The organism is Burkholderia sp. BCC0398 (assembly GCF_902833245.1).
In the GTDB taxonomy this organism is placed as follows: domain Bacteria; phylum Pseudomonadota; class Gammaproteobacteria; order Burkholderiales; family Burkholderiaceae; genus Burkholderia; species Burkholderia sola.
On the sequence record NZ_CADFEM010000018.1, the window covers coordinates 16225 to 35692 of the forward strand.

Below are 19468 nucleotides of genomic sequence, written 5' to 3' on the forward strand. Positions count from 1 at the left end.
GCGGCGCGCGGTGCGTCGCAGGTCTCCGTCAATGATGTCCATCGTCTGCCGCGAATTCGCCGCTAACTTACCACAACGGCGGCCGGCTTCGGCCCGGCGCGCCGGATGCGTCGGGTATACTGCGCCGAACACAATCGCCCTGTCCGCCCGCTTCGACATGAATTCCAGCAAGCCCGCCGCCCTTCTCTCCGCGCTGTTCCGTGTTCGCGCTCCGCTCGTCGTCGCTGCCGTCGCGGCGGCCCTCGGCACCGCGCCCGCCGTCGCGCAGACGCAGCCGGCGAAGCCCGCCGGCACGCTCGTCGCCCAGGCCCAGCCACAGCAGCCGACGCCGCAAGGCCAGACGTTCGAAGAGGAAATCGTTCCGCAGCGTTACGCGAGCAACGCGAAGGTCGACGCGTTCATCGACGAGATGGTGAGCCGCAACGGCTTCGATTCGGCGAGCCTGCATGCGCTGTTCTCGCGCGTCAGCTACTCGGCCACGGCCGTCAAGCTCGTGAGGCCCGCACCGACGCCTTCGGTGAAGAACTGGCGCGTCTATCGTTCGCGCTTCATCGAGCCGATCCGCATCAATGCGGGCGTGAAGTTCTGGAAGGCGAACCAGGCGACGCTGCAGCGCGCGTCCGAGCAGTTCGGCGTGCCGCCCGAGGTGATCGTCGGCATCATCGGCGTCGAGACGATCTATGGCCGCTACATGGGCAATTTCCGCGTGCTCGACGCGCTGACCACACTGACGTTCGACTACCCGGACACGCCGAATCGCGACAGCCGCCAGGCCACGTTCCGCAAGAACCTCGAAGACTTCCTGGTCTGGACCCGCGACAACCAGCTCGACCCCACCACCGTGCTCGGCTCGTACACCGGCGCGATCGGGATTCCGCAGTTCCTGCCGAGCAGCATCCGCGAATATGCAGTCGACTTCGACGGCACGGGCCACGTCGATCTGCGCAGCAGTCCTGTCGATGCGATCGGCAGCGTCGCGAACTACCTGAAACAGCACGGCTGGGAAACCGACCGCCCGGTGGTCTGGCAAATCACGCCCGATACGGGCAGCCTGGGCATCGCACAGGCCGCCGCCGACGGCCAGCCCGAACCGCACTGGGCGCTGTCGCAACTGCTGCGCGCAGGCATGACGCTGAACGAGCCGACGGTCAACATCACGACCGAAGCCGGCACGCCGGTGACCGTGGTCGACCTGCCGACGCCGGGGCGCGCGACCGAATACATGCTCGGCCTGAAGAACTTCTACGTGCTGACGCGCTACAACCGCAGTTTCTTCTACGCACTCACCGTGTACCAGCTCGGCGAAGCCGTGAAAGCGCAGATGCAAGCGAGCGGCGCGCTCCCGTTGCCTGCGGCGGACACGGAAGCACCTGCACAATAAGCACGCCCGCACAAAACAAAAACGCCGCATATGCGGCGTTTTTTTTGCGTGTGGCGGCAGTGCGTGCCGCCCGGGCTCACGCTGGAAACACGCCCGTGGACAGGTAGCGGTCGCCACGATCGCAGATGATGAACACGATCGTCGCGTTCTCGACCTGACGCGCGATGCGCATCGCGACTTCGCATGCGCCGCCCGACGAAATGCCCGCGAAGATGCCTTCGACCGCCGCCAGCCGGCGCGTCATCGTTTCCGACGCAGCCTGGCTCACGCTCTCGACGCGGTCGACGCGGCTGCGATCGAAGATGGTCGGCATGTACGCTTCCGGCCATTTGCGGATGCCCGGAATACGCGAGCCGTCTTCCGGCTGCGCACCGACGATCTCGATCGCCGGATTCTGTTCCTTCAGATAGCGCGACGTGCCCATGATCGTGCCCGTCGTGCCCATCGCGGACACGAAGTGCGTGATGCGCCCTTCGGTATCGCGCCAGATCTCCGGCCCCGTGCCTTCGTAGTGCGCGACGGGATTGTCGGGGTTGCCGAACTGGTCGAGGATCACGCCCTTGCCCTCGCGCTGCATCTGCTCCGCGAGGTCGCGCGCCAGCTCCATCCCGCCCTTCACCGGCGTCAGGATGATTTCGGCGCCGTAGGCCGCCATGCTCTGGCGGCGCTCGACCGACAGATCCTCCGGCATGATCAGCACCATCTTGTAGCCGCGGATCGCCGCGGCCATCGCGAGCGCGATGCCCGTGTTGCCGCTCGTCGCCTCGATCAGCGTATCGCCCGGCTTGATGCGACCGCGCGCCTCGGCCTTGCTGATCATCGACAGCGCCGGGCGATCCTTCACGGAACCGGCCGGATTGTTGCCCTCGAGCTTCGCGAGCAGCACGTTGTTGCGCGCGCGAATCTCGTCGTCCGGCAGGCGGACCAGTTGCACGAGCGGCGTATTGCCGATCGTGTCTTCGATAGTTTTGTAAGCCATGGATATACCGTGAGTGCGAGGCCGATCAATCGATCGATTGTAAACCAGCACCGGCACGCGCGCCGGCAACCCCTTTGCGACGATGGAATACGCGTACCGCGCGGTTCGCGTTTCGCCGCGCGCGCGGCCCCACGCAAAAAACCCGCGGCATGCCGCGGGAAGCCGTCGCAACGACGGCGACTGAAGGAGCCCGGTGTCGGGTACGCGCGACCCGTTATTTCTGCGCGGTGCGGGCCGGCACGGCGGCGGGCTTCGCTGCCGCCGGCTTGCCCGCGGCCGCCGGCGTCGTGCCCGCGCCCGCCGCCGTACCGACCGTCAACCCTTCCTGCTGAAGCCGCTCGACGGTATGCCCGCCCATGCCCTTCACGCGTGCGGCGAGATCGTCCGCATTCCTGAACGGACCGCGTGCACCGCGCTCGTCGAGAATCGCCTTCGCCCGCGCCGGGCCGATGCCCTTGATGCCGACGAGCGCATCCTCGTTCGCGGTGTTGACGTCGACGGCCGCCCAGGCCGACGCCACTGCGCCGAGCATGACCGCTGCGGCAAACCATTTCCTGATCATGTGCTGGATCTCCGAAGAAAAACGGCCGGCGGCTGCCGACCGTGAGACCCAGTCTATCGATGCAACGCGCCGGTTTAAACCTGGCCGGATAGCCAACGCACGTAGCGGTCGACGCCTTCCTGCACGGTCAGGAACGGTGCGTCGTAGCCGGCCGCGCGCAGTTTCGTCTGGTCGGCCTGCGTGAAGCACTGGTACTTGCCGCGCAGCGCATCGGGGAACGGCACGTATTCGATCAATCCCTGCTCGACCTGCTGCGCGAGCGTCAGCGGCGGCTGGTTGTCGAGCGCGCGCAGCGTATTGACGACCGTCGACGCGATATCGTTGAACGGCTGCGCGCGCCCCGTGCCGAGGTTGAAGATGCCCGACTTCTCCGGATGATCGAAGAAGAACAGGTTCACCTTGGTCACGTCCTCGACCGACACGAAATCGCGCGTCTGCTCGCCCGGCGCATAACCGTTGTACTCGCCGAACAGCTTCACCTTGCCTTCCGCGCGGAACTGGTTGAAGTTGTGGAACGCGACCGACGCCATGCGGCCCTTGTGCGTCTCGCGCGGGCCGTACACGTTGAAATAGCGGAAGCCCGCGATCTGGCTCTTCGCGCTCGGCAGCACGCGACGGATCACCTGGTCGAACAGGAACTTCGAATAGCCGTACACGTTCAGCGGCGCCTCGACGTCGCGCGCCTCGACGAAGCGCGTCGAGCCGCCGTAGATCGCGGCCGACGATGCATACAGGAACTGCGTGCCCTGCGCGAGGCAGGTATCGAGCACCGCGCGGCTGTAGCGGAAATTGTTGTCCATCATGTAGCGGCCGTCGGTTTCCATCGTGTCCGAACAGGCGCCTTCATGAAATACCGCGCGTACCTTGCCGAAATCGCCGCGCGCGAAGCGTTCGACGAATTCGGTCTTGTCGAGATAGTCGTCGATCTCGCAGTCGACGAGATTGCGGAACTTGTCCGCGCGCGTCAGGTTGTCGACCGCGATGATGCGCGTCTCGCCGCGCGCGTTGAGCGCGTTGACGATGTTCGCGCCGATAAAACCGGCTGCGCCGGTGACGATGAGGGTCATGATCGTCCTGCCTGAAAAGTGCGAGCCACTCGTGCGGCGCGCTCGTCGCGCCGCCGAATGCGCTCAGTGAAACAGTTCGTTGTAGTCCACGGTGGCCGTGCCGAGCTTGCCGACCACGATGCCTGCCGCGCGATTCGCGAGCACCACAGCATCGACGAGCGGCACACCGGCGCCGAGCATCGTCGCGACCGTCGCGATCACGGTGTCGCCCGCGCCCGACACGTCGAACACTTCGCGTGCGAGCGCCGGCGCATGCAGTTCGCCGCCCGCGGAAAAGAGCGTCATGCCCTCTTCCGAACGCGTGAGCAGCAGCGCGTCGATGCCGAGCTCCGCACGCAGGGTCGCGACGCGCGCGCGCAGGTCGTCTTCCGATTTCCACTGCCCGACCACCTCGCGCAGTTCCGCGCGATTCGGCGTGATCAGCGATGCGCCGCGATAGCGTGCCCAGTCGTCGCCCTTCGGGTCGACCAGCACCGCCTTGCCGGCCGCACGCGCCTTCTCGATCATCGTCGTGACGTGCGTGAGGCCGCCTTTCGCGTAATCCGACATCAGCACGACGTCGTGCTGCGGCAGCAGCGCATCGAAGCGCGCGAGCCCCGCGAGCAGCACCTCGTGCGTCGGCATCGCCTCGAAGTCGACGCGCAGCAGTTGCTGCTGGCGCGCGAGCACGCGCAGCTTGATCGTGGTCGGCAACGCCGGATCGCGCTCGAGATGCGGCGTCACGCCGCTGCTGCCGAGCAGCTCGACGATCCGCTCGCCGGGTTCGTCGCAACCGACGACGCACAGCAGCCCGGCCTGGCCGCCGAGCGTCACCGCATTGCGCGCCACGTTGGCCGCGCCGCCGAGCCGCTCTTCCTGACGCTGCACGTGCACGACCGGCACCGGCGCTTCAGGCGAAATGCGATCGACGTTGCCGAACCAGTAGCGGTCGAGCATCACGTCGCCGACGACGAGCACACGCGAACGCGCGAGTTGCTCGCGCGGCACCGGAACGACTTCACGAAGAGTATTCATCGTACGTTCAGCCACGGGAAAACGACTGGGGATCGACGTACGGCCGACCGATCGCGTAGTAGTCGATGCCGAGTTCGGCCATCGCATCCGGCTCGTACAGGTTGCGCCCATCGAAGATCACCGGCGCTTTCAGCTCGGCCTTCAGGCGCGTGAAATCGGGGCTGCGGAATTCCTTCCACTCGGTCACGATCACGAGTGCGTCCGCGCCCGTGACCGCGGCGTCCTGCGTGTCGACGAGGTGCAATCGCGCCAGCACGTCGGCATCGTCGCCGAAATCCAGCGCGAACACGCGCCGCGCTTCGTCGACGGCAACCGGATCGTAGGCGCGCACGGTCGCGCCGCGCTCGAGCAGCGCGGCGATCAGGCGGCGGCTTGGCGCCTCACGCATGTCGTCGGTGTTCGGCTTGAACGCCAGGCCCCAGACTGCGAACTCGCGGCCCGTCAGGTCGGCGCCGAAACGCTGCTCGATCTTGCCGATCAGCACGTCCTTCTGCGCATGGTTGGCGGCCTCGACGGCCTCCAGGATACGCAGCGGCTGGCCGTTCTCACCCGCGGTGCGGATCAGCGCCTGCACGTCCTTCGGGAAGCACGAGCCGCCGTAGCCGACGCCGGCGTACAGGAAGTGATAGCCGATGCGCGGATCGGAGCCGATCCCGCGGCGCACGGCCTCGATGTCGGCGCCGACCTTGTCGGCGAGATTCGACATCTCGTTCATGAACGAGATGCGCGTCGCGAGCATCGCGTTCGCCGCGTACTTCGCGAATTCGGCCGAACGCACGTCCATGTAGATCGTGCGCTCGTGATTGCGGTTGAACGGCGCGTAGAGCTTCTTCATCTTCTCGCGTGCGATCGTGCCGGTTTCGTCGTCGTCGACGCCGATGATGATCCGGTCCGGGCGCATGAAGTCCTCGACCGCGGCGCCTTCCTTCAGGAATTCCGGGTTCGACACGACCGAGAAGCGATGCGCGACGCTGCCCGCGAGCCCGCGTGCGGCCAGCGCCTCGTCGACCACGCCGTGCACGCGCCGCGCGGTGCCGACCGGCACCGTCGACTTGTCGACGATCACCTTGAAGCCCGTCATGTGGCGGCCGATGTTGCGCGCGGCCTCGAGCACGTATTGCAGGTCGGCCGAGCCGTCCTCGTCGGGCGGCGTGCCGACCGCGATGAACTGGATCTCGCCGTGCGCGACGCTCGCCTCGATGTCGGTCGAGAAGCGCAGGCGCCCCGCCGTGCGGTTGCGCGCGATGATGTCCAGCAGCCCCGGTTCGTGAATCGGCATCCCGCCGTTGTTCAGGATGTCGATCTTGCGCGGATCGACGTCGAGACAGAAGACGTCGTGACCGATCTCCGCGAGGCACGCGCCCGTGACGAGGCCGACATAGCCGGTGCCGATGATGGTGATTTTCATAGATGTTCCGGTACTTCCCGGTAATAGACTAACTTGGCCGCAGCGCGTTGGCTCCGCGTGCCGGGATCAGCCCGGCATCGCGGGTTCGACGCGGCGCGGCGCATAGGTTTCCCAGCCGCTGCATCCGGGGCACTGCCAGTAGAAGAGCCGTGCCCGGAAACCGCAATTCTGGCACGTATACCGCGGCAGATTTTTCGTACGCTGCTTGATCAGCGCACGCATCATTTCAAGTTCCTTACGACGCGGTTCGTCGGCCGCCGCGATCTGCGCATCGAGCAGGTGCAGCATCCCCGACAGGTTCGGCGACTTTTCCATCTGCGTGCGCGCGAGCGTGTGCGCCTCATCCTGGCCGCGCAACCCGGCGATATGCTGATAGGCGATGTCGAGCAGGTCGTTCGACGGATAGCGATCGACGTACCCCATCAGCAGCTCGGCGCCTTCGACGTTCTTGCCGAGCGCGACGTACGCCTTCATCAGCTTGTCGGCGACGAGCGGCAGATACGCCGGGTTCTGCGCTTCGACGCGCTTCCAGTGCTCGATCGCGGCCGCGTGGTCGCCCGCCGCTTGCGCCGCGTCGCCGGACAGGATCGTCGCACGGACGTTCTGCGGATTCACGGTCAGCGCACGGCGCAACTGTTCGGCCGCCACGTCGGCCTGCTTGCGCTGCAGCGCGTCCTGCGCGAGTTCGCAGTGAAACTGCGCAATTTCGATGCCGAGCGGCTTGTCGCTCATCGATTCGATACGTTTCGCCGTATCGATCGACTTGTTCCAGTCCTTCTCGATCTCGTAGATCGTCAGCAGCGCCCGCTGTGCGCCGAGCGCGTAGTCGCCGTCCGCGAGCTTGTGGAACGCCTCTTCGGCGCGATCCAGCAGGCCGGCCTTCAGGAAATCCTGACCCAGTTCGTACAGCGCGTGGTCGCGCTCGTTGACCGGCAGGTCGGTGCGGCTCAGCAGGTTCTGGTGCACGCGGATCGCGCGGTCGGTCTCGCCGCGACGGCGAAACAGGTTGCCGAGCGCGAAGTGCAACTCGACCGTTTCGGGGTCGAGCTTGGCCACCTCGATGAACGCATCGATCGCCTTGTCGGGTTGTTCGTTCAACAGAAAATTCAGGCCGCGAAAATACGAGCGCGGCAGGTTGGCGCTCTCCGACAGGAGATTCTTCAGGTCATAGCGTGACGCCGCCCAACCGAGCGCGAACGCGACCGGAATCGCGAGCAACCACCAGAAATCCAGATCCATGCGAAATATCGAAGCAGAGACGAAAACCGCGCGATGATCGCGCGGCGTCCGGGGTTAAATGACGGGCGGCATCGGCGGCTGGTCGATGACGGCAGGCGTTTCGCGCGCCGCACGCAGATCGCGCTTCAAACGCCCGTTCTCGAGACGCAAACGAAAGATCGAAGGCAGCGCGGACAGCAGGCCGGCCAGCAGCCCCACGGCGAAGAATGCCAGGCCGATCAGGATCAGCGGCGCTTGCCATGCGTAGCCGGCAACGAAATTCAGCGTCGCGGTTTGTGTATTGGCCAGCGCAAGCACCAGCAGCAGGACGAACACCAATACCCGGATCAGCCAGACGATAAACTTCATGAAGCCCTCTCTTTGTTGAGGTTTGCCGCGGCGCGCGACTCCCCTTCGTCGCACCGAATCGACCCGTATTGTAAAGGAAGCGTTTCCGCGGCTGCGCAGATCCTGTGCGCAGCGTTGCGGGTCGGTTGCCGGACATGCCGCCGGAAATGAAAAAAGCGCCCACAAGGGGCGCTTTTCTTTTCAGCCTTCGCCGGACAGGTTCCGGGCTCACCGAACGACGCTCAACGCTCGTCGTCCGGATCGTCAGCCTTCAGCGGTTCACCGGCGCGGCCGTCGACGCGTTCACGCAATTCCTTGCCAGGTTTGAAGTGCGGCACGAACTTCTCGGGCACCTGCACTTTCTCCCCCGACTTCGGGTTGCGTCCGACGCGCGCCGGGCGACGATTGAGGCCGAAGCTGCCGAAACCCCGAATTTCAATGCGATGCCCTTTCGCCAGGGCGTCGGACATCGCATCGAGCATCGTTTTCACCGCGAAATCCGCATCCTTGAGGACAAGTTGCGGAAATCGCGATGCCAGCTGCGCGACCAACTCGGATTTGGTCATACTTCAGCAGACCTCGTAAGGCTTACTGGTTCTGGCCGTCGAGCTTCGCCTTCAGCAGCGCGCCGAGGTTGGTCGTACCGGTCGCAGCAGCGCTGGAGTCCGACTGCAGGCCGCGGATCGCTTCCTGTTGTTCAGCCGAATCCTTCGCCTTGATCGACAGGTTGATGCCGCGCGACTTGCGATCGATGTTGATCACCATCGCGTTGACCTTGTCGCCTTCCTTCAGCACGTTGCGTGCATCTTCGACGCGATCCTGCGAGATTTCCGACGCACGCAGGTAGCCTTCGATGTCGCCCGTCAGCGTGACGACCGCACCCTTCGCATCGACCGTCTTCACGACGCCGTCGACGATCGAGCCCTTGTCGTTCATTGCAACGTAGTTGCTGAACGGGTCGCCTTCGAGCTGCTTGATGCCGAGCGAAATGCGCTCCTTCTCGACGTCGATACCGAGCACGATTGCTTCGACTTCGTCGCCCTTCTTGTACTTGCGAACGGCTTCTTCGCCGGCTTCGCTCCACGACAGGTCCGACAGGTGGACCAGGCCGTCGATGCCGCCCGGCAGACCGATGAACACGCCGAAGTCGGTGATCGACTTGATTGCGCCCGTGATCTTGTCGCCCTTCTTGAAGTTGCGGCTGAAGTCATCCCACGGATTCGGCTTGCACTGCTTCATGCCGAGGCTGATACGACGACGGTCTTCGTCGATCTCGAGGACCATGACTTCGACTTCGTCGCCCAGCTGGACAACCTTCGACGGCGCGACGTTCTTGTTGGTCCAGTCCATTTCCGACACGTGGACGAGGCCTTCGATGCCCGATTCCACTTCGACGAATGCGCCGTAGTCGGTGATGTTCGTGACCTTGCCGAACAGGCGCGTGCCCGACGGGTAACGGCGCGAGATGCCTTCCCACGGATCGTCGCCCAGTTGCTTGATGCCCAGCGAGACGCGGTTCTTCTCTTGGTCGAACTTGAGGATCTTCGCGGTGACTTCCTGGCCAACCGACAGGACTTCGCTCGGGTGACGCACGCGACGCCATGCGATGTCGGTGATGTGCAGCAGGCCGTCGATGCCGCCGAGGTCGACGAATGCGCCGTAGTCGGTGATGTTCTTGACCACGCCGTTGACGATCGCGCCTTCCTTCAGCGTCTCGAGCAGCTTCGCGCGCTCTTCGCCTTGGGTTGCTTCGATCACTGCACGACGCGACAGCACGACGTTGTTACGCTTGCGATCGAGCTTGATCACGCGGAACTCGAGCGTCTTGCCTTCGTACGGGGTCGTGTCCTTGACCGGACGCGTGTCGACCAGCGAACCCGGCAGGAACGCGCGGATGCCGTTGACCATCACGGTCATGCCGCCCTTCACCTTGCCGGTGATCGTGCCGGTGACGAGTTCGTTGTTGTCGAGGGCCTTTTCCAGCGACAGCCACGATGCAAGGCGCTTCGCCTTGTCGCGCGACAGGATCGTGTCGCCGTAGCCGTTTTCGAGTGCGTCGATCGCGACGGACACGAAATCGCCCGACTGCACCTCAACCTCGCCCTGATCGTTCAGGAATTCCTCGATCGGAATGTAAGCCTCGGACTTCAGGCCTGCATTGACGACCACGAAGTTGTGGTCGACGCGCACGACTTCGGCGGAAATCACTTCGCCGGCGCGCATGTCTTGGCGGGTCAGCGACTCTTCGAACAGAGCCGCAAAGGATTCGGTATTCGGGGTGGAGGTTTGCAGGTCGGACATAAAAATCTGATTGTGCATGGCTCGCTGTGCCACGCCGGCCGGAATGGCAGGCTGAAAGGGCCAGATCGAGGACCACACGGGGTTAAGGGTTCGAAACACGCTCCGCGCTTGCGACGCGAAGCACCTACCGCTGCCCGCCTTCTCAGGCGGGCTGGCCGAGCGCCCGGTACCACTGCAGCACCTGATCGACCGCTTCATCGACCGAAAGCGCCGACGTATCGAGCAGCTTGGCATCTGCCGCAGGCTTCAGCGGCGCGGCTGCGCGATTGCTGTCGCGCGCGTCACGTTCACGAAGATCCCGGAGCAAGTCATCTATATTAGCAGAAAAACCTTTTTGCATCAATTGCTTATGCCGTCTGGTCGCGCGCGCCTCGGCGCTGGCCGTCAGGAACACCTTCAGCACGGCGTCCGGGAAGATCACCGTGCCCATGTCGCGCCCGTCCGCCACGAGGCCCGGCGTCTTGCGGAACGCGCGCTGGCGCGCGACGAGCGCGGTGCGCACGGGGCCGTGCACGGCAATGGCCGACGCGCGGTTGCCGACCGCTTCGGCACGAATGTCGTTCGACACGTCGACGCCGTCGAGCTGCGCGCACCCTTCACGGAACGTGATGTGCAGATCGTCGATCAGCTTCACCAGCGCGTCGATGTCCTCCGCGGCGATCCCGTAGCGCACGCTCGCGAGCGCGGCGAGCCGGTACAGCGCGCCGCTGTCGAGCAGGTGGAAGCCGAGGTGCGCGGCGACGAGCGCCGCGACGGTGCCCTTGCCGGAAGCGGTCGGGCCGTCGATCGTGATGACGGGAGTCGGGTGAAAGGGTCGGGTCGATTTCATCGGAACAGTGGGTCAGGCCTTGGCGAGCGCGGCGAAGCGGTCGAAATAGTCGGGGAACGTCTTGCCGACGCACTTCGGATCGTTGATCCGCACGGGCACGCCGCCCAGGCTGACGAGCGAGAAGCACATCGCCATCCGGTGATCGTCGTACGTATCGATCGCCGCGTTCGGCGTGAGCTTTTCCGGCGGCGTGACGACGAGATAGTCGGGGCCTTCCTCGACGATCGCGCCGACCTTGCGCAGCTCGGTCGCCATCGCGGCAATGCGGTCCGTCTCCTTCACGCGCCAGCTCGCGATGTTGCGCAGCGTGCTCGTGCCGCTCGCGAACAGCGCCGCAACCGCGATGGTCATCGCCGCGTCGGGAATCAGGTTGAAGTCCATGTCGATCGGCTCGAGCTTGCCGTGATCGTGGCCGATGCCGCGCACGTCGATCCAGTCGTCGCCCATCGTCACGTTCGCGCCCATCTGCATCAGCGCGTTCGCGAAACCGACGTCGCCCTGGATGCTCGCGCGCCCCACGCCCTCGACCCGCAGCGGGCCGCCGCCCAGTGCACCGGCCGCGAGGAAGTACGACGCGGACGACGCATCGCCCTCGACCATGATCCGTCCCGGCGACTTGTAGCGAACGCCGGCCGGCACGACGAAGCGCTGCCAGCCGTCGCGCTCGACGGTCACGCCGAAGCGCGCCATCAGCCGGATCGTGATGTCGATGTACGGCTTCGAGATCAGTTCGCCGTCGACTTCGACGACGGTCGTGCCGTCCTTCGTCTTCACGAGCGGCAGCGTCATCAGCAGCGCGGTGAGGAACTGGCTCGACACGTCGCCGCGCACGCGGATCGGCGCATCGACCGCAATCGTCGCGGGCTTGATCCGCAGCGGCGGGTAGCCTTCGTTCAGCTCGTAGTCGATCTGCGCGCCGATCTGGCGCAAGCCGTCGACGAGATCGCCGATCGGCCGTTCGTGCATGCGCGGCACGCCGTGCACGCGATAGTCGCCGCCGTTTACCGCGAGCGCGGCGGTCAGCGGCCGGACGGCCGTGCCCGCGTTGCCGAGGAACAGGTCGGCCGTCTTCGCGGTGAACGCGCCGCGCGTGCCGGTGACCACGCAGGTGTCGCCGTCGCGCGCGAGCTTCACGCCGAGCTTGCCGAGTGCGTCGAGCATCACGCGCGTGTCGTCGGAGTCGAGCAGGTTGGTGATCGTCGTTTCGCCTTCGGCGAGCGCCGCGAGCAGCAGCACGCGGTTCGAAATGCTCTTCGAGCCGGGCAGGCGCACGGTACCCGAAGCGCTGGAGTACGGGCCGAGATCGAGGTAGTCCATGGGAATCGTCCTGTTATTTCTTGACCGGTTCGGCAGCGGGCGCGCCGCCGCGCTCCTGCCATGCCTTGCGTGCGGCGCGCGAGCGCGTGAATACGGCTTCGAGCGCCGCGCCGTCGCCGGCGTCGATCGCCGCACGCAACCGCGTGAGCACGCGCGTGTAGCCGTCGAGTTCGTCGAGCAGTGCCGCGCGGTTCGCGACGCACACGTCGCGCCACATTTCCGGGTTCGACGCCGCGATACGCGTGAAATCGCGGAAACCACCGGCCGCGTACGAGAATTTCAGTTCCGCGTCAGCCTCGCCGAGAATCTGCTCGACGAGCGCGAACGACAGCACGTGCGGCAGATGGCTGATCGACGCGAACACGCGATCGTGCTGCTCGGTGCTCATCATGCGCACGTCGGCGCCGGTCGCGCGCCACATCGCGTCGATCCGGGCCACCGCGTCGGGCGCGTTCTCCGGCAGCGGGCAAAGCACGACGTTGCGGCCGACGTAGAGGTCCGGCAACGCCGCCTCGACGCCGCTCGATTCGCGCCCCGCGATCGGATGACCGGGCACGAACTGCGCGATCCGCGCGCCGAGTACGTCGCGCGCAGCCGCGACGACGTCGGACTTGGTGCTGCCGGCATCGGTGACGATCGTCGCGCCGTCGAGCCACGGCGCGATGCGCGCGAGCAACGGGCCCGTCTGCGCGACGGGCGCGGCCAGCAGGACGAGATCGGCGCCGGCAAGCGCGTCGCGCAATTGCGCGTCGTCGTCGAGCGCCGCCGCGCGGTCGATCACGCCGAGCGAGCACGCACGTTCGACCGACGCGCGCGAACGGCCGACGCCGACGATCTCGCCCGCGCCGCCCGGCGCGCGCTCGCGCAGCGCGCGGGCCAGCGATCCGCCGATCAGGCCGACGCCGAAGATGACCAGTTTGTTGAATGCAAAGCCTGACACGACAAGAGCCAAGTTACGCGCGCGAAACGACGCCCCGCACGCGGAATTCCAGATTCCGGGCAACGGGCCCGCACCCGGCGCCACCTGCGCCGGATACCGCCCGAACCCGCCTTCGGCAGCGGACCGGCCTGCCCTGCCCGCCCCGCCTGCGCCAAGCACGCGACGGCCGCCGCGCGTCAGCGTGCGCGCGGATACGAACCGAGTATCTTCAGGAACGCGGCCTTCTGGCCGAGTTCCGCGAGCGCGGCCGCCACCGCCGCATCGTCACGGTGCCCTTCGATGTCGATATAGAAGTAGTACTCCCACGTGCCGACGCGCGCCGGACGCGACTCGAAGCGCGTCATCGACACGCCGTGCCGTGCGAGCGGCTCGAGCAACTTGAACACGGCGCCCGGCTCGTTCTTCACGGACACGATCAGCGACGTCTGGTCGTGACCGCTCTGCCCGGCCGGCTGCTTGCCGACGATCACGAAGCGCGTGCGGTTGTGCGGATCGTCCTGGATCAGCGAGAACGCGATCTGCAATCCATAGTGTGCGGCCGCGCGGTCGCCGGCAATCGCCGCGACGGTCGGATCGGCCGCCGCGAGGCGCGCGGCCTCCGCGTTGCTCGCCACGGCCTGCCGCTCGAGCTGCGGCGCATTCGCCGCGAGCCACTGCTGGCATTGCGCGAGCGCCTGCGCATGCGCGCAGACGCGCGTCACGCCGTCGAGCGTGCCGCTCTGCGTGAGCAGGTTGTGATGGATCGGCAGCGCGAGTTCGCCGCTGATCACGAGCTGGGTCTGCAGCAGCAGGTCGAGCGTGCGCGATACCGCGCCTTCGGTCGAATTCTCGACCGGCGCGATGCCGAACGCGGACGCACCGGCCTCGACCGAGCGGAACACCTCGTCGATCGACGGGCACGGCAGCCCTTCGATCGACTGGCCGAAATACTCGAGCATCGCCTGCTCGCTATACGTGCCGACCGGCCCGAGGAACGCGACGTGGATCGTCTGCTCGAGCGCACGACTCGCCGCCATGATCTCGCGCCAGATCGCGCTGATGTGCTCGCTCGCGAGCGGCCCGGCGCTCATGTCCTGCAGCCGCGCGATCACCTGCAGCTCGCGCTCGGGCCGGAACACCGGCGCGTTGAAATGCTTCTTGACCTCGCCCACCTCGAGCGCCACCGCGGCGCGCTGGTTCAGGAGCGCGATCAGCTGCGCGTCGATCGCGTCGATGCGGTCGCGCAGCGGTTTCAGGCGGGAATTCAGTTCGTCGTCCATGCGTTTTGCCGTGCTGTTTGAGCAGCGCCGCCGTCAGGCGCCGCGCTGCTCGAAGTCCTTCATGTACTCGACGAGCGCCTTCACGCCCTCGAGCGGCACCGCGTTGTAGATCGACGCCCGCATGCCGCCGACGGACTTGTGGCCCTTCAGCTGCAGCAGCCCGCGCGCCTTTGCGCCGGCAAGGAAGTCTTCGTTGCGCGTTTCGTCGGCCAGGAAAAACGGCACGTTCATCCGCGAACGTGCTGCCGGCTCGACCTTGTTCAGATAGAAGCTGCTCGCGTCGATCGTGTCGTAGAGCAGCTTCGATTTTTCGATATTGCGGGCCTCGATCGCTTCGAGGCCGCCCTGCCGCTTCAGCCACTGGAACACGAGGCCCGCGATGTAGATCGCGTAGGTGGGCGGCGTGTTGTACAGCGAGTTGTTCGCGGCGATGGTCTTCCATTCGAACGCGGACGGGCAGATCGACAGCGCGCGATCGAGCAGATCCTCGCGCACGATCACGACCGTCACGCCGGCCATCCCGATGTTCTTCTGCGCGCCGCCAAACAGCACGCCGTACTTCGCGACGTCCATCGGACGCGACAGGATGTGCGACGAGACATCCGCGACCAGCGGCACGTCGCCGAGATCGGGGATCTCGAACGTCTCGACGCCGTCGATCGTCTCGTTGGTGCACAGATGCACGTAGGCCGGATCGTCCGATAGTTGCCATTCCGCGCGCACGGGCGCACGCGTGAAGCCGTCTTCCGTCTTGCCGCTCGCGGCCAGATGCGGCGTGCAGAACTTGTTCGCCTCGCCGAACGATTTCTGCGACCACGAACCCGTCACGACGAAGTCGGCCGTCTTGCGCGCGCCCAGCAGGTTCATCGGCACGATCGCGTTTTCCGCGATGCCGCCGCCCTGCAGAAACAGGATCCGGTGGCTCGCCGGCACGCCTAGCAGGTCGCGCAGGTCGGTCAGCGCGGCCTCGTGGATCGACATGAATTCCTTGCCGCGATGGCTCATCTCCATCACGCTCATGCCGCTGCCGTGCCAGTCGAGCATTTCGTCGGCGGCCTGCCGCAGCACTTCCTCGGGCATCGCCGCAGGGCCGGCGGAGAAATTAAAGACGCGCATCGTGAAAACCTCGGGAGGGACGCGACCGGCTTGTCGCCGGCAAAACGCGCCAGAAAAGAAATGGCCGCTTGCGCTCGCGCGCAAACGGCCATTATCGCACTGTCGTCAGGCTCCCGCCAAACCCGGCCGAACGGCCGGGGGGGCGCGCCCGGACAGCTTACTTGCCCGGCTTGACTGCTGCGACTTCCTTGTCAGCCTGCGTACGCGTTGCCTGGATCGCTTGCGGCATGTACTTCTGCATCAGGCCGTTGACCACGTCGCGACCGACCTGATCCTGAACCTGGATGAACTTGCGGCCCGTCGGGCTCTTGTAGAACGTCGTCAGATCCTTGATCTCCGACGTGCTGTAGTACTTCGCGTACGCGTCGTACTGAGCCGACATCGCGTCGCTCTGGAACTGTTGCGTGCCGAACACCTTGCCAGCACCGTCGACCAGCTTCGGCACCGCGTTCTTCTGCAGCGTCGGAACGGCAGCCTGCTTCTGCTTGTCGTTCAGCGTCTTGTTTTCCGACAGCGCGTCCGACAGGATGGCCGGCACGAGCTGCTTGGCCTGCATTTCGGCGCTGTTGCCGATTGCCGACACGAGCTTCGGCGCGTCGATCGCGTCGAGCAGATCCTTGATCGCTGCCTTCTTGTCGGCATCGATCGGCGCAGCTGCCGCCGGAGCAGCCGGTGCGGAATTCGACAGCGCCTGCGCCATCGCGAAAGTCGGCACCAGTGCAGCCAGCAGAACCAGTTGCTTGAATTGCTTTTGCATCATCACTCCCTTTTGGAAATATGAATGGTTGCTCGCCGGCCGCGGCGCTTTTCGCCCGCGGCGGCCAGAGTCTCATCCGTTCTTCAGGCTTCGCCGTCCGACGCCTCGTCGGCTTCGCCCTCTCCCTCTTCGGCCTCGGCGATCTGCTGGAGGCCAGAGAGCTTCGTACCCTCATCGAGACTGATGAGTGTAACACCTTGCGTGGCGCGCCCCATCTCGCGAATCTCGGATACGCGGGTGCGAATCAACACGCCGGCCGTCGTGATCAGCATGATCTGATCCTCGGCGTCGACGAGCGTGGCAGCCACGACCTTGCCGTTGCGCTCGGACGTCTGGATCGCGATCATACCCTTCGTCCCGCGGCCATGGCGCGTGTACTCGGTGATCGGCGTGCGCTTGCCGTAGCCGTTTTCGGTCGCGGTGAGCACGGTCTGCTCCTCGCTGCCCGCGACGAGCATCGCGATGACCTGCTGCCCGTCCTCGAGCTGCATGCCGCGCACGCCGCGCGCCTCGCGCCCCATTGGACGCACGTCGTTCTCGTCGAAACGCACGGCCTTGCCGGAGTCCGAGAACAGCATCACGTCGTGCGCGCCGTCGGTGATCGACGCACCGATCAGGTAGTCGCCGTCGTCGAGGCCGACTGCGATGATGCCCTTCTTCATCGGGCGGCTGAACGCTTCGAGCGGCGTCTTCTTCACGGTGCCGAGCGACGTCGCCATGAAGATGAACTTGTCGGCCGAGAATTCCTTGACCGGCAGCACGACGTTGATCTTCTCGCCTTCCTGCAGCGGGAACATGTTGACGATCGGACGGCCGCGCGAATTGCGCGAGCCCTGCGGCACTTCATAGACCTTGACCCAGTACACGCGGCCGCGGTTCGAGAAGCACAGGATGTAGTCGTGCGTGTTCGCGATGAAAAGCGTCTCGATCCAGTCGTCTTCCTTCATCTGCGTCGCCTGCTTGCCGCGACCGCCGCGCTTCTGCGCGCGGTACTCGGACAACGGCTGCGACTTCACGTAGCCCGCGTGCGACATCGTGACGACCATGTCCTGCGGCGTGATCAGATCCTCGGTGTTCAGCTCGGTCGCGTTCAGCTCGATCTTCGAGCGGCGCGCGTCGCCGAATTCGGCCTTCACCGAGGTCAGTTCCTCGCCGATCATCGTCGTGATCCGCTCGGGGCGCGCGAGGATGTCCAGCAGGTCTGCGATCTGCGCCATCACGTCGCGGTACTCGCCGATGATCTTGTCCTGCTCGAGGCCGGTCAGGCGCTGCAGACGCATCTGCAGGATTTCCTGCGCCTGCGTGTCGGACAGGCGGTACAGCCCGTCGGTCTGCATCCCGAACGCCGGGTTCAGGCCTTCCGGACGGTACGCGGAACGGCCGCCGGCCGCCGCGTTCTCGCTCTCGGCGCGCGTCAGCATCTCGCGCACGAGCGACGAATCCCACGGCTTCGCCATCAGTTCCTGCTTCGCGATCGGCGGCGTCGGCGCGGCCTTGATGATCGCGATGAACTCGTCGATGTTCGCGAGCGCGACCGCGAGACCTTCGAGCACGTGGCCGCGTTCGCGAGCCTTGCGCAGTTCGTAGATCGTGCGGCGCGTCAGCACTTCGCGTCGGTGCGACAGGAAGCACTGCAGGATTTCCTTCAGGTTCAGCAGCTTCGGCTGGCCATCGACGAGCGCGACCATGTTCATGCCGAACGTGTCCTGCAGCTGCGTCGCCTTGTACAGGTTGTTCAGCACCACTTCCGGCACTTCGCCGCGCTTGAGCTCGATCACGACGCGCATGCCGCTCTTGTCGGACTCGTCGCGGATGTCGGAAATGCCTTCGAGCTTCTTCTCGTTGACGAGCTCGGCGATCCGCTCGAGCAGCGAGCGCTTGTTCACCTGATACGGCAGCTCGTCGACGATGATCGCCATCCGCTGGCCGCGGTCGATCTCCTCGAAGTGCGTGGCCGCACGCATCACGACGCGCCCGCGCCCGGTGCGGTAGCCGTCGCGCACGCCGGCGACGCCGTAGATGATGCCGGCCGTCGGGAAGTCCGGCGCCGGGATGATCTCGATCAGCTCGTCGATCGTCGCTTCCGGGTTGCCGAGCAGGTGCTGGCACGCGTCGACGACTTCGTTCAGGTTGTGCGGCGGGATGTTGGTCGCCATGCCGACCGCGATGCCCGACGAGCCGTTGATCAGCAGGTTCGGAATGCGCGACGGCAGGACCGACGGCTGCATTTCGTTGCCGTCGTAGTTCGGCTCGAAATCGACGGTTTCCTTGTCGATGTCGGCGAGCAGCTCGTGGCCGATCTTCGCCATGCGAATTTCGGTGTAACGCATCGCCGCGGCATTGTCGCCGTCGATCGAGCCGAAGTTGCCCTGCCCGTCGATCAGCATGTAGCGCAGCGAGAAATCCTGCGCCATCCGCACGATCGTGTCGTAGACCGCGGTATCGCCGTGAGGGTGGTATTTACCGATCACGTCACCGACGATACGCGCCGACTTCTTGTACGCGCGGTTCCAGTCGTTGTTCAGTTCGTGCATCGCGAACAACACGCGCCGGTGCACGGGCTTGAGGCCATCGCGGACATCCGGGAGGGCACGTCCGACGATCACGCTCATCGCGTAATCGAGATACGAACGGCGCATTTCCTCCTCTAGGGAGGTGGGCAGGGTCTCTTTGGCGAATTGATCCATGTATCCGTATCGTTTCGGAGCGAAGACGGCGAACGCCTTTCGCGTGGGCGCTGCATGCGCAACGCAACGCGAGATTCTAACATGCGCCCATCGGCCGCCAATCCGCCTCCCCCACTATATGTAAACAGCAAAAATCGCGGCCGCGGCGAATCGGCCGAAATCCTCGGTCGAAATCGGGCCGACGAAAGGGTACGCGGGTACGCGACGCGACGCGACGTCGCAGGCGATCGCATCCGCCGCGTTTCCTGCGCGCGAGTAAACAACCGCATGCAATCGCGCAATTTC

17 protein-coding genes are annotated in these 19468 nt (G+C 65.5%); 1 reads left to right on the forward strand and 16 read right to left on the reverse strand.

Features of this window, described 5'->3' with window-relative positions:
* The first annotated feature begins 31 nt into the window (after positions 1-31).
* Positions 32-1381 (forward strand): lytic murein transglycosylase B, encoded by a 1350-nt coding sequence (gene mltB, locus HWX76_RS30670; protein WP_080334139.1) that lies wholly within the window; start codon positions 32-34, stop codon positions 1379-1381.
* A 76-nt stretch (positions 1382-1457) separates the two neighbouring features.
* Here the strand turns inward: mltB and cysM are convergent, their stop codons facing one another.
* From cysM to gyrA, 16 genes are all read right to left on the reverse strand, one after another.
* Positions 1458-2360 carry a cysteine synthase CysM gene (gene cysM / locus HWX76_RS30675; RefSeq protein WP_050011535.1) on the reverse strand — a complete coding sequence of 301 codons (903 nt, stop codon included), beginning with the start codon at positions 2358-2360 and terminating at the stop codon, positions 1458-1460.
* A 214-nt stretch (positions 2361-2574) separates the two neighbouring features.
* Positions 2575-2922, reverse strand: coding sequence for a helix-hairpin-helix domain-containing protein (locus HWX76_RS30680; protein WP_050011536.1), 348 nt, complete (start codon positions 2920-2922; stop codon positions 2575-2577).
* A gap of 74 nt (positions 2923-2996) precedes the next feature.
* The gene (rfaD, locus tag HWX76_RS30685; protein ID WP_050011537.1) at positions 2997-3989 is read right to left on the reverse strand and encodes an ADP-glyceromanno-heptose 6-epimerase; all 993 of its coding nucleotides are present in this window, start codon (positions 3987-3989) and stop codon (positions 2997-2999) included.
* Between the two features lie 63 nt (positions 3990-4052).
* Entirely contained in the window at positions 4053-5003 is a 951-nt protein-coding gene (rfaE1, locus tag HWX76_RS30690; protein WP_080334140.1) for a D-glycero-beta-D-manno-heptose-7-phosphate kinase, read from the reverse strand.
* Positions 5004-5010: 7 nt separating this feature from the next.
* Positions 5011-6411: a UDP-glucose/GDP-mannose dehydrogenase family protein gene (locus HWX76_RS30695; RefSeq protein WP_050011539.1), complete on the reverse strand. Its 1401-nt coding sequence runs from the start codon at positions 6409-6411 to the stop codon at positions 5011-5013.
* Positions 6412-6477: 66 nt separating this feature from the next.
* Complete coding sequence (lapB, locus tag HWX76_RS30700; protein ID WP_050011540.1) at positions 6478-7650, reverse strand: lipopolysaccharide assembly protein LapB; 1173 nt, start codon at positions 7648-7650, stop codon at positions 6478-6480.
* A 54-nt stretch (positions 7651-7704) separates the two neighbouring features.
* On the reverse strand, positions 7705-7998 hold the full coding sequence (locus HWX76_RS30705) for a LapA family protein (protein WP_012328123.1): 294 nt from the start codon (positions 7996-7998) through the stop codon (positions 7705-7707).
* A gap of 221 nt (positions 7999-8219) precedes the next feature.
* Complete coding sequence (locus tag HWX76_RS30710) at positions 8220-8543, reverse strand: integration host factor subunit beta (RefSeq protein ID WP_006486894.1); 324 nt, start codon at positions 8541-8543, stop codon at positions 8220-8222.
* A gap of 22 nt (positions 8544-8565) precedes the next feature.
* A complete protein-coding gene (gene rpsA / locus HWX76_RS30715; protein ID WP_011694214.1) occupies positions 8566-10296 on the reverse strand; it encodes a 30S ribosomal protein S1 in 1731 nt (576 codons plus the stop codon).
* 124 nt (positions 10297-10420) lie between these two features.
* Positions 10421-11107 carry a (d)CMP kinase gene (gene cmk / locus HWX76_RS30720; RefSeq protein ID WP_006476573.1) on the reverse strand — a complete coding sequence of 229 codons (687 nt, stop codon included), beginning with the start codon at positions 11105-11107 and terminating at the stop codon, positions 10421-10423.
* 12 nt (positions 11108-11119) lie between these two features.
* Entirely contained in the window at positions 11120-12424 is a 1305-nt protein-coding gene (gene aroA / locus HWX76_RS30725; protein ID WP_124637824.1) for a 3-phosphoshikimate 1-carboxyvinyltransferase, read from the reverse strand.
* Positions 12425-12437: 13 nt separating this feature from the next.
* Entirely contained in the window at positions 12438-13364 is a 927-nt protein-coding gene (locus tag HWX76_RS30730; RefSeq protein ID WP_176016836.1) for a prephenate dehydrogenase/arogenate dehydrogenase family protein, read from the reverse strand.
* Between the two features lie 176 nt (positions 13365-13540).
* Entirely contained in the window at positions 13541-14623 is a 1083-nt protein-coding gene (gene pheA / locus HWX76_RS30735; RefSeq protein ID WP_050011543.1) for a prephenate dehydratase, read from the reverse strand.
* Positions 14624-14656: 33 nt separating this feature from the next.
* Positions 14657-15739 carry a 3-phosphoserine/phosphohydroxythreonine transaminase gene (gene serC / locus HWX76_RS30740; protein ID WP_050011544.1) on the reverse strand — a complete coding sequence of 361 codons (1083 nt, stop codon included), beginning with the start codon at positions 15737-15739 and terminating at the stop codon, positions 14657-14659.
* 157 nt (positions 15740-15896) lie between these two features.
* A complete protein-coding gene (locus tag HWX76_RS30745) occupies positions 15897-16496 on the reverse strand; it encodes a DUF2059 domain-containing protein (protein ID WP_006486966.1) in 600 nt (199 codons plus the stop codon).
* Positions 16497-16579: 83 nt separating this feature from the next.
* Positions 16580-19183, reverse strand: a complete 2604-nt coding sequence (gene gyrA, locus HWX76_RS30750; protein ID WP_050011545.1) for a DNA gyrase subunit A — start codon at positions 19181-19183, stop codon at positions 16580-16582.
* Positions 19184-19468: the final 285 nt, after the last annotated feature.

What these genes read in the sequence shown, in the direction of transcription:
- rpsA (WP_011694214.1), bottom strand. Translation starts at nt 10,296, where the DNA reads ATGCACAATCAGATTTTTATGTCCGACCTGCAAACCTCCACCCCGAAT.
- mltB (WP_080334139.1), top strand. Translation starts at nt 32, where the DNA reads ATGATGTCCATCGTCTGCCGCGAATTCGCCGCTAACTTACCACAACGG.
- HWX76_RS30680 (WP_050011536.1), bottom strand. Translation starts at nt 2,922, where the DNA reads ATGATCAGGAAATGGTTTGCCGCAGCGGTCATGCTCGGCGCAGTGGCG.
- gyrA (WP_050011545.1), bottom strand. Translation starts at nt 19,183, where the DNA reads ATGGATCAATTCGCCAAAGAGACCCTGCCCACCTCCCTAGAGGAGGAA.
- rfaD (WP_050011537.1), bottom strand. Translation starts at nt 3,989, where the DNA reads ATGACCCTCATCGTCACCGGCGCAGCCGGTTTTATCGGCGCGAACATC.
- lapB (WP_050011540.1), bottom strand. Translation starts at nt 7,650, where the DNA reads ATGGATCTGGATTTCTGGTGGTTGCTCGCGATTCCGGTCGCGTTCGCG.
- HWX76_RS30745 (WP_006486966.1), bottom strand. Translation starts at nt 16,496, where the DNA reads ATGCAAAAGCAATTCAAGCAACTGGTTCTGCTGGCTGCACTGGTGCCG.
- aroA (WP_124637824.1), bottom strand. Translation starts at nt 12,424, where the DNA reads ATGGACTACCTCGATCTCGGCCCGTACTCCAGCGCTTCGGGTACCGTG.
- cmk (WP_006476573.1), bottom strand. Translation starts at nt 11,107, where the DNA reads ATGAAATCGACCCGACCCTTTCACCCGACTCCCGTCATCACGATCGAC.
- HWX76_RS30705 (WP_012328123.1), bottom strand. Translation starts at nt 7,998, where the DNA reads ATGAAGTTTATCGTCTGGCTGATCCGGGTATTGGTGTTCGTCCTGCTG.
- HWX76_RS30710 (WP_006486894.1), bottom strand. Translation starts at nt 8,543, where the DNA reads ATGACCAAATCCGAGTTGGTCGCGCAGCTGGCATCGCGATTTCCGCAA.
- pheA (WP_050011543.1), bottom strand. Translation starts at nt 14,623, where the DNA reads ATGGACGACGAACTGAATTCCCGCCTGAAACCGCTGCGCGACCGCATC.
- serC (WP_050011544.1), bottom strand. Translation starts at nt 15,739, where the DNA reads ATGCGCGTCTTTAATTTCTCCGCCGGCCCTGCGGCGATGCCCGAGGAA.
- rfaE1 (WP_080334140.1), bottom strand. Translation starts at nt 5,003, where the DNA reads ATGAATACTCTTCGTGAAGTCGTTCCGGTGCCGCGCGAGCAACTCGCG.
- HWX76_RS30695 (WP_050011539.1), bottom strand. Translation starts at nt 6,411, where the DNA reads ATGAAAATCACCATCATCGGCACCGGCTATGTCGGCCTCGTCACGGGC.
- cysM (WP_050011535.1), bottom strand. Translation starts at nt 2,360, where the DNA reads ATGGCTTACAAAACTATCGAAGACACGATCGGCAATACGCCGCTCGTG.